Below are 10,392 nucleotides of genomic sequence, written 5' to 3'. Positions count from 1 at the left end.
ACAAAAAAGCCTTCAGATTTTCCATCTGAAGGCTTGCTAAATCTTTCGATTTTTTAGCGGAGAAAGAGGGATTCGAACCCCCGGACCTGTTACAGTCAACGGTTTTCAAGACCGCCGCATTCGACCGCTCTGCCATTTCTCCGGTGCAAAAGTAGGAAACTGGATTAATTTTCAAAAAAAAATTTTCACCCCTCCCCTCCCCCTTTACGAAAATCCAACCGCAGTCTGCATTTGCAAAGAAAAAAAACCTATTTTTAAGTACTAAAATGTTTACCCGGACGCCTTAAAACATGCTAATAAAGAAAATTTTCCTGTACCACCTGCTGGTGCTGGCTCTTATGAAAACTGCTACAGCGCAAACCTGTACCTCCATCGGCCAGACTCCCTCCACCGCCTTCCCGGTATGTGGTACCAAATCCTTTATTCAGCAATCCGTCCCCGTCTGTGTCACCCACGACATACCCGGCCCAAACTGCAACGTACCCGGCGATGGTACCCACACAGACGTCAATCCTTACTGGTATAAATTCACCTGCTATACCACCGGTACCCTGGGCTTTACCATCACTCCCAATACATTGACAGACGATTACGACTGGCAGATATTCGACATCACCAACAAAACACCTGATGCCGTTTTTACCGATAAGTCATTGTATGTCTGCATGAACTGGTCCGGCGAGGGCGGTAAAACCGGTGCCTCTTCCGCCGGCACCTCCCTGGATGTATGTGGCGGCTACGGCCAACCACTCTTCAGTAAGATGCCGACCATTACCAAAGGACATAACTACCTGCTGCTAATCAGTCACTTCGACGGAGATTCCCAAAGCGGGTACAGCCTTTCCTTCGATGGCGGCACGGCAGATATTACAGATCCGACTATTCCAGAATTGCAATCTGCCACCTACCGCTGTCTCAATAACACAATCAAGGTAGCACTCACCAAAAAAGTGGCCTGTACCACCCTCGCTGCCGATGGCAGTGACTTTACTTTCGTAACCACGGGAGGTTACAAGGTAACCGGCGCATCCAGCACACAGTGTAGTAACGGATTCGACCTGGATACCATCACCCTCTCCCTTAATACAACCCTGCCACCCGGTGATTATATCATTGCTGCACAGGCAGGTACAGATGGTAACACACTGGCAAATACCTGCGGCAACCCGGTACCAGTGGGAGATACTTTGCATTTTCATATCGGCACACCACCCGTGATAACCACAGTTGCAGAGGTAACTACCGGCTGTGCGCCTGACCAGCTAAAAATAGGTCTATCCTCGCCGGTACGATGTGCATCCATTGCGGCTGATGGTAGTGACTTTACCATCAGCGGACCAACAGCTGTCAGCATCACTGCTGCCTATGGCCTTTGCGACAGTGATAACCTGACGGATACAATAGTAGTGCAGCTTTCCCGCCCCATTTATACAAAAGGTAATTACAACGTCACGCTCAGAACCGGTAGCGACGGCAATGTCCTGTTAGGTGAATGCGGCCAGGCAGTACAATATGCACAAACCACTGTTTTTCATACGGCCGATACCGTAAATGCTACTTTCTCTTACAGCAGAAATATTAATTGTAAAGTCAGTACCATTGATTTTACACATGACGGTGCCCACGATGTAAACAGCTGGCTATGGACCTTTGAAGATAGTTCCACCGCAACCACACAGGAGGTAGTGAAAGTTTATAATTCTTTTGGCCTTAAAACAGCACAACTGATTGTCTCCAACGGCGTATGTACCGACACCGCATCTGTCAGCATCAACTTTGTACAGACCCTTGGTGCTTACTTCACAGTAGATCCCGGCCCATATTGTCCATTGGATGTAGTGACTGCGAAAGACAGCAGCTTTGGCAACATCATCCGCTACTACTGGGATTATGGTAATGGGGTAACCAGTGTCAGTCCAACGGCAGAACCACAACAATACTTCCCTACCAGCAAGGAGCAACAATACCTGATCCGCCTGATCGTGGAAGACGACCTCCATTGCAGGGACACCGCCGATCATTACATCACAGCCGTGACCAGTTGCTATATAGATGTTCCAAATGCATTTTCTCCAAATAATGACGGGGTGAATGATTATCTTTATCCCCTGAACGCATACAAAGCGATAGACCTATATTTTGCTGTTTATAACCGTGTAGGACAACTGGTATTTGAGACCACCGACTGGACCAAACGCTGGGACGGAAATGTAAAGGGACAACCCGCCGATATTGGTACATATGTATGGATGCTCAGGTACACCGTGAAAGATACCGGCAAGAAGATTTTTAGAAAAGGGACAGCCACCCTGATAAGATAACCTAAATTAAAGTTTACAATGAAAAGCCCTTGTTTGCTGCTGGCAGCACTATGCCTGACTGTGTCAACAGCTGCCCAGACAATATGTATTGCCCATGTGAACATGATAGATGTGAAAAAGAATGTGACCCTGCCAGACCAAACCATTATTATTACCAGGGATCGCATTGTCGCCACCGGCCCCGCAAATAAAGTAAAAGCCCCCGCCGATGCCACCGTCATTGACGGTACCGGAAAGTACATTATGCCGGGGATGACAGATGCACATATTCACTTCTTCCAGAGTGGCGGATTGTATACACGGCCCGATGCCATTAACCTGACCAGTTATTACCCTTATCAAAAAGACCAGGATTATGTAAAAGCTCACCTGGGTGACCTTATGGCGAGATACCTGGCTTGCGGGGTTACGTCTGTGATAGATGTAGGCGGCCCGATGGCCAATTTTGCAATCAGGGAGCGGGCCAATAGTGATTCTGTAGCACCAACAACGTGGGTGACAGGGCCCTTGGTTTCTACATATCTGCCCCAGCGGCTGGATGAAAAAGATCCTCCGATAGTGAAGGTCACTTCTCCGGAGGAGGCGAAGGAACAAGTACAGAAAGAACTACCCTATAAACCTGATTTTATCAAGATATGGTATATCGTATACCCCGGACATAAGGCAGATAGTACTTTGCCCATTGTAAAAGCGGCAATCGCAGAAAGTCATGCCAATGGTCTGAAAGTAGCGGTACATGCCACACAGTACGGAACGGCTAAACTCGCTGTCGAGGCAGGTGCCGATATCCTCGTACATAGTGTGGATGATGAGGTAATGGATGCTGCGATGCTAAAAATGCTGAAGGATAAACATATTCTGTATATCCCGACGCTGAAGGTGATGGATGGATATTACCGGGCTATGACACAGCAACAGCCGTTTACAACGCATGAACTGGCTTACAGTGATCCTTTCATGCTGGGTACACTGACTGATCTGCTACATATGCCTGGTGCATATAATTATAAAGCAGCACGCGAAGCTATTCATGTACCGAATAAAAAAGATACCATCATGGCCACCAATCTGAAACTGGCGCAGGAGGCAGGAGTTTTAGTGGCCGCGGGTACGGATGCGGGGAATATAGGCACGATGCATGCGGCTTCTTTTTTGGAAGACCTGCTGGCGATGCAACAGGCTGGTTTAAGCAATAGTGAGATTATCCGGGATGCAACATTGAATGCTGCTATCGGTTTTGGGAAGGAGAAAGATTATGGTAGTATTGAAAAAGGAAAGATTGCTGATCTGATCCTGTTAGAGAAAGATCCGATGCAGGACCTGCATGCATTGGGGAATGTGTCAATGACTATTCATAGAGGGAAAATCTTTACAAAAGAAAAGTTATTGCCGGTAACACCGGAGACACTGGCACAGCAACAATTGAATGCATATAATGCGGGGAACCTGGAAGCGTTTCTGGCGCCTTATAGTGATAGTGTGAAAATTTATGATCAGACGAGCGGGAAGTTATTACTGGAGGGGAAAGAGGCAATGAGAAACAGCTATGGACCGCTTTTCAAAGCAACACCGGCATTACATTGCCAGGTGGTAAAGAGGATAGTATCGGGGAATACGGTAGTGGATGAGGAAAAGGTGACCGGAATGAAAGATAAGGTTCTGACTGCGGTGGTGATTTATACAATAGATCATGATAAAATTGTAAAAGTTGCAATGGCGATGTAGGATTATTGCAGTGGGATAGTCTAATTTGATTGCTTTATTACCATTAAAAAATACAGTATGAAAAAGCAACAATCAAAAAAGCTGAACCTGCAGAAAATTAGAATTGCAAATCTGAATGTAAGTGCTACTGAGAAGAAGGTAGCGCCGACGACTACTGTTTGGTTAAGTGTGAGAAATCTTTGCTGAGTGATTTACTGAAAGAAAAATTTGGTGAGGTTGGCTGAACGGCCAGCCTCATTTTTTTTATGAATGTAGAGAAAGCTAAAATGGATTAATATTCAGAATTAGAAAAATGTACCAACAGTGGTCATTTATATTCTAAAACAAACGATATTTGAAGATTAAACGGAAATGCCCGTCATCCTTGGACAGATCGAACGGGCAGTCTCCTATTTGTAATCGCCGGGCTGTAACCCGGCACAAAATTTAATATTATGAGAAACGCTTCAAAAAGCCGTAAATGGCTTTGGCAAGCACTATTCACTTTCTTGAAGGTGTTACCAGTCATTTTTGATTTATTACATCATCATCGCTGGTAACGAATTGTTTGGATTAAGTTTTTTTTAAAATGGCCTGGGAAATCATTCCCGGGCTTTTTTGTGATACAAATATAAGTATCAAAACGATAATTACGATACAGCAAGTGCAATAATGATAATTATATTATCACAAGGGCAATTAACGAATTAATTGGACACGCCCGTTTCACAAATATCAATTGCAATTTGATATTTTCCATCTCATTTTAATTATCTTCATTCCAATTGAGCCAATAGACTTGTATTCGCGGCTAATAAAGTACAAATATATACACAAAAAGTACATAAAGTACAAATTTGAAAAAAATTTCAAACAAGACCCATTCCATTAGATGAGCAAGGTATTTAACTTAAAAAAAGCATTGAGAATTTTAAAAAAACGTGGAATTACCCAGGGTCAGGTGGCCCAAACGCTCGGTTATGAGCAAACTTATCTATCCAAAATGGCCAATGAAATAGGGCCTACAGATGAGTTTTTGAAGAACCTTAAAGAGGAATATGGCTCTTACTTTGAAGACAGTGATTTATACTATGATGACCCTAACGAAGACATTTCATCTGCTTTAGCACGTTTAGAACTGAAAGTTGATGTTCAGTCATTCCTGATCGCAAAGATTTACAATGAATTAACCAGCACCCAAAAAGAAGGACTGAAGAAAGTATTAGACGATATTTCAAAGGATAGCGAAGTCTTTGAATTGATAAACGAGGCTATTAAAAAACTGAAAAGCAATAATCAACCCCAGTCTTAACTTTTGCCCCCCTCAAGCAGCATGTGAAAACACCTTACTAACACCCTGATTAATAATCAATTAAATTTTTGTCTGCACTTTGTTTGCAATTTGCCCCTACTTTTTAGCCAGTTTTATTTGCTCCAACCCATACCACGTTAATACTTTTGACCAGTTCGATTGAGCCTGGTAAGTAACCACATTAATTAATAATTCCTGTTATGAAAAAACTAAAGACCCACGGTCTTAAGCATCTCTTGTATTCCATTGGAATTACATTTCTGCAAATTTTGGTGTTCAGTTCATGCTCGCGCCTTGATGATCCGCCAGATTATCCTTATCCTAAATCCCACCATGGTGATACCGGTACCTTTCACGGGTATTATATTGACAATAACGGATCTGACTCCGCCAATGGATTAACACCAGCCACTGCCTGGAAAACCTTAAGTAAAGTAAATTCAACAACCTTTCAACCCGGCGATTTTATTTTATTCAGAAGAGGCGGTTCCTGGACGGGCACCCTGGTGATTAAAAGTAAGGGTACAGCAGCAGCAGGAATTACATTCGGAGCTTATGGTGTAGGCAATAAACCTAAAATAATCGGGGACAACAGCACCCTGTCGGCTGTATTGATCCAGGATGCCAGGTATCTTACGTTTGAGAACTTTGACGTCAGTAATCCCCGTTCCGTACGACCGCCAGATAAATCATTGTGCGGAATTTATGTAGCCCTGGCTACCAACGGCATTTATCCGGATATAACCATAAAAAACAATGATGTGCACGATGTAGAGGGAATGCCTATTACCAACCGGCATCTCCAGGCAGGCATTTTTGTACGCTCCAATGCCGCACAAGCGTATTTCGACAGCCTGACTATTGAAGGGAATAAACTCGAACGTTGTTCCTCCCGGGGAATCATGATGGGAGATGGCAGCAATAAGGATACCTCCTACTACAATAATAATGTGGTCATCCGCAACAATACGGTCAACAATACCGCCCTGGAAGGCATTATTGTTTATACGTCAAAGAATGTGCTGATCGAATACAACAGGGTATTGAATGCAGGCGCCTATACACTTGGAGTAAATATGAATATTGTACTCGCTGGTTTATGGGGCCGGGGTAAGAACATGACCATTCAACACAATGAAGTAGCCTATACACGGCTCACCAACCCGGTGCCCTATGCATCCATGGATTCCGAAGCTTTTGACATCGATCTCAGTAGTCCGGGGTATACCATCATCCAATATAATTATTCACACGATAATCAAGGTGGGTTCTTTCTGCATATGGGTGATCCGGGTCCTGATTTTACTTATGGCATTGTTCGTTACAATATCAGCCAGAATGATGGAAATGAATTCGGCTACAGAACCTTTGAATTGCATAACCACACAAATGGGAAACTGGTACCCATCTCCATTTATAACAACACATTCTATAACGATTCAACGATCGGGGTGCTGGACAGGGACGGTGGAACAGGTGTTCACCCTGGCATTAAGTTCTATAATAATATTTTTTATGCGCTCAACTTCCAGTTCGATGACCAGCAGCATATTATTTACGACCACAATTTGTACTATGAGGGACAAAAAGCAACAAGCGATAATTACGCCCTGGTCTCAGATCCATTGCTCATAGGGCCGGGTACAGGGGGCACCGGTCTCAATACACTCATTGGATACACCTTGCCAGCCGCTTCTCCGGCTATAGGAGCGGGACTTTTAATAAATGATAATGGGGGAAAAGATTTCTTCAATAATCCGGTTTCCGGTTCGCAACCGCCAACGATTGGCGCCTATGAAAAGGGACAATAACCTATACAGTTACATCTATTCTTATAACCAAAATTTAATTGCAAGTCATATGAAAATGCAGAAGTTTCTTAGTGCTGTACTGCTGCTATTGACATTTTTCGCAAGCGCGCAGGAACTGCGGGCACAAAGTACAACGGTGAAAGGAGTTGTGCGCTCAGATACAAACGAACCATTGATAGGGGCCATTATAACTGAGGCTGGAACCCAGAATGGCGTAATCACCAATGACCGTGGACAGTTTTCTATTAACTTAATTAAGTTTCCGTCACAGCTGCTTGTCAGGAGTATTGGATATGAAGAGCGAACAGTTGTTGTGGATAACCAGCTCACACCACTCAACATTGTATTAACAGCCAAATCAAAACAGCTGGGCGATGTAGTGGTGATTGGTTACAGTGCACAAAAAAAAGCCAATCTGTTAGGCGCCGTTTCATCAATAAATACAAAGGACCTATCTAAGACAGCGGTTACAGGGATCGCCAATATGATACAGGGACGTGCTGCCGGCGTGCAGGTGACCAATACAAGCGGAGATCCGCGGTCAACAGGCACTGTGGTGATCAGAGGCGTTGGGAATATCCGCGGTATGTCGCCTTTATATGTAATCGATGGGGTACCCGCAATTGGTAATACAGGCTTTAATTTAAATCCCCGGGATATTGAAAACATCCAGGTGCTTCGCGATGCCTCTTCTGCTGCTATTTACGGCGCCAGGGCTGCTGGCGGAGTGATTGTTATCACAACAAAAAAAGGTGCCCGTAAAGAAAAAATGAACGTAGATATTTCGGTGAGCCAGGGATTCAGCAACGGTACTTTTTTACCTAAATTATTGGGAACACCGGATTATAAAAAGGCCTGGGCTGCCATCATTCCTTCTGCTACCAATTGGGATGAATCTGTAAACACAGACTGGGTTGATTATTTATACCGCACCGGCAAGGAGCAGAACTACAACGCTTCTATTAGCGGAGGAAGCGATAAGCAAAATTATTACATTTCTGCTGGCTACCGGCGCGTAGATGGTATTGTTATCAACTCCTGGTCAGAACGATATAGCCTGCGGGTAAATAGTGATTATGACGTTAGCAAAAAAGTAAAGGTCGGCGAACGATTGAACCTGTATTCCTATGCTGATAATCCTCCTGTCATAACCGGCACCAGTGCAAATGCCTATGCTTTGCCATTCAGGTCCTCTCCTATGATGAAGCCCAAAAATGATGATGGGTCCTGGGGTGGACTACCCTCTTCCGGCAACTATAATGGAGGAAACTGGGCGGCCTACGTGAATACTACTAATAGAAGATACAATTCACTGGAAGCTGAAGGAAACCTGTACATAGATGTTGAACCAATTACCGGCCTGCATGTACGTGCTACTGGCGGCGGTGATTTCACCACCAGCATGGCCCGTCAATATGAAGCCAAATGGTATGTATCCGGCCAATCCAACCAGCCGCAGGACAACCTCAGAAAACAAAGTAACTTATCTATGGCCTATGTTGGAAATGTTGTTGCATCTTATGGCAGAAAGATTAGAAACCATGATTTTAAATTGTTAGTTGGTACAGAGGGCAGAAAGTCTTCTTCCGATGATCTTTCCGGGTCAATTTATGCGGTTAACTCTGCCTATTCTGTACCGGTTATTTCCGATGCCTTTCCTGTCAGCTTTTCTGAATCTTCCGCACTAAGCAATGTGCCTGCCAACACCAGTGGCCGTTCTACTGATATGAATTACGGTGTTTCGCGCATGCTCAGTTATTTTGGAAAGGTAAATTATTCCTATAAAGATAAATACCTCTTCGAAGCGAACCTACGCCAGGATATCAGCGACCGCTTTGCACCCAGGTACAGGAAAGGGAATTTCCCCTCTGCTGCCATAGGTTGGAGGGTGACAGAAGAAAAGTTTATGAAAGATAAGTTCACCCCACTATCCGATCTCAAACTCAGGGTTACCTACGGCAACCTGGGTAACGACGGTGTAGGCAGCTACGTATATATCCCATCTTATTCTAACTATGATAAGACCCAGTTCAATGAATCGTCCGGCACCGGTGCTGTAAGCGGTTGGGGAGTAGGGCGCGTGGCCAATCAGAACATTCATTGGGAAACGGTTACGACCTCCAATGTGGGAATAGATGCAGGTCTGTTTGATAACAAACTGAACCTGACCCTCGACTATTATATCCGGGATACGAAAGATATGTTATACCAGCGCAACCTGCCAATAAGCTCAGGCATGACGGCAGGGCACTCTGCCTCAGACTCCTATGCATTGGACATGAATCTTGGTAAAATGAGAAATACCGGCATGGAGCTGACCGTTAGCTACAGCACTAATTTTGGAAAACTGGGCGTGAATGTTGGCTTTAATGCCGCCTTCAATCATAATAAAATATTGTCTTTCGGAGGCGAAAAACTACCCCTGGATGCCGGTTCCGCCGGAGAATACTGGTCAGGTATAGTAACCCGCACCCAACTGAATTCGCCTATTTCCCAATTCTATGGATTTAAAACAAACGGCCTGATACCTGATCAACAAACTATTGACGCCCTGAATGCAAAAGCACAGGCATCTGGCAATGCGTACTGGTATGCAGCCGGATCAGGCCCCGGCGATATCAGGTATGTAGACCTGAATGGAGATAATGTTATCAATGATAAGGATAGAACCATCATCGGGAATCCGCTGCCCAAAATGACTTATGGCTTTAACATTGGATTGTCTTACAGAAATTTTGATCTTTCCTGCTACTTCAACGGTGTGTATGGCAATGATATTTATAATGGCATGAGCGGATACTATAATAGTATATACAACGATTTCAATACTACCTCCCAGGTATTCAACAGCTCCTTTATGTACGGCAATGGGCTGACCGGCCAACCCAGATGGGGATATATCAACGGGAACGCGTTCCAGTACGATCCAAATGGGAACTACAAAAGGATCTCCGATTTTCATATACAAAAGGGATCATTCCTCCGCATGCAGAATTTGCAGCTCGGTTACAACCTGCCTCAAATGGTATTAAACCGTCTCAAGGTAAGGCAGCTCAGAATTTATTACAGCGGGCAGAATTTATTTGTACTAACAAAAGTGAAGCATGTAGATCCCGAAGTAGGTTTTGCAGGTGCCAACTCAAGCGCGCTGGCCCAGGGCATTATTTCCGCAGAAGTGTATCCAAAAACGAGGCTTCATTCTTTCGGAATTGAATTTGGATTTTAATCATTCTGTCAAAAAAAT

6 protein-coding genes and 1 tRNA gene are annotated in these 10,392 nt (G+C 44.3%); 6 read left to right on the top strand and 1 reads right to left on the bottom strand.

The features are described from left to right. Positions 1 to 57: 57 nt before the first annotated feature. Positions 58 to 142: transfer RNA gene (locus ABDW16_RS04345), tRNA-Ser, on the bottom strand. Between the two features lie 148 nt (positions 143 to 290). Between ABDW16_RS04345 and ABDW16_RS04340 the strand changes: the two genes are divergently transcribed. The 6 genes from ABDW16_RS04340 (at position 291) to ABDW16_RS04315 (ending at position 10,374) form a co-directional block, all read left to right on the top strand. Beyond that, the gene (locus ABDW16_RS04340) at positions 291 to 2,321 is read left to right on the top strand and encodes a gliding motility-associated C-terminal domain-containing protein (protein WP_343667955.1); all 2,031 of its coding nucleotides are present in this window, start codon (positions 291 to 293) and stop codon (positions 2,319 to 2,321) included. Between the two features lie 18 nt (positions 2,322 to 2,339). Then, a complete protein-coding gene (locus ABDW16_RS04335; RefSeq protein ID WP_343667953.1) occupies positions 2,340 to 4,046 on the top strand; it encodes an amidohydrolase family protein in 1,707 nt (568 codons plus the stop codon). A 57-nt stretch (positions 4,047 to 4,103) separates the two neighbouring features. Beyond that, positions 4,104 to 4,232: a hypothetical protein gene (locus ABDW16_RS04330; protein ID WP_343667951.1), complete on the top strand. Its 129-nt coding sequence runs from the start codon at positions 4,104 to 4,106 to the stop codon at positions 4,230 to 4,232. Between the two features lie 685 nt (positions 4,233 to 4,917). Continuing rightward, positions 4,918 to 5,337, top strand: a complete 420-nt coding sequence (locus ABDW16_RS04325) for a helix-turn-helix transcriptional regulator (RefSeq protein WP_343667950.1) — start codon at positions 4,918 to 4,920, stop codon at positions 5,335 to 5,337. 200 nt (positions 5,338 to 5,537) lie between these two features. Further along, on the top strand, positions 5,538 to 7,148 hold the full coding sequence (locus ABDW16_RS04320) for a right-handed parallel beta-helix repeat-containing protein (protein ID WP_343667949.1): 1,611 nt from the start codon (positions 5,538 to 5,540) through the stop codon (positions 7,146 to 7,148). 55 nt (positions 7,149 to 7,203) lie between these two features. After that, a complete protein-coding gene (locus ABDW16_RS04315) occupies positions 7,204 to 10,374 on the top strand; it encodes a TonB-dependent receptor (protein WP_343667948.1) in 3,171 nt (1,056 codons plus the stop codon). Positions 10,375 to 10,392 lie beyond the last annotated feature (18 nt).

Source organism: Chitinophaga sp. (assembly GCF_039596135.1).
GTDB lineage: Bacteria > Bacteroidota > Bacteroidia > Chitinophagales > Chitinophagaceae > Chitinophaga.
The sequence above is the reverse complement of the archived record's forward strand: the minus strand, read 5'-3'. Positions and strand labels throughout refer to the sequence as shown.

Bases quoted from the DNA above. Each gene is read 5' to 3' on its own strand.
- ABDW16_RS04340 (WP_343667955.1), top strand. From the start codon at position 291: ATGCTAATAAAGAAAATTTTCCTGTACCACCTGCTGGTGCTGGCTCTT.
- ABDW16_RS04335 (WP_343667953.1), top strand. From the start codon at position 2,340: ATGAAAAGCCCTTGTTTGCTGCTGGCAGCACTATGCCTGACTGTGTCA.
- ABDW16_RS04330 (WP_343667951.1), top strand. From the start codon at position 4,104: ATGAAAAAGCAACAATCAAAAAAGCTGAACCTGCAGAAAATTAGAATT.
- ABDW16_RS04325 (WP_343667950.1), top strand. From the start codon at position 4,918: ATGAGCAAGGTATTTAACTTAAAAAAAGCATTGAGAATTTTAAAAAAA.
- ABDW16_RS04320 (WP_343667949.1), top strand. From the start codon at position 5,538: ATGAAAAAACTAAAGACCCACGGTCTTAAGCATCTCTTGTATTCCATT.
- ABDW16_RS04315 (WP_343667948.1), top strand. From the start codon at position 7,204: ATGCAGAAGTTTCTTAGTGCTGTACTGCTGCTATTGACATTTTTCGCA.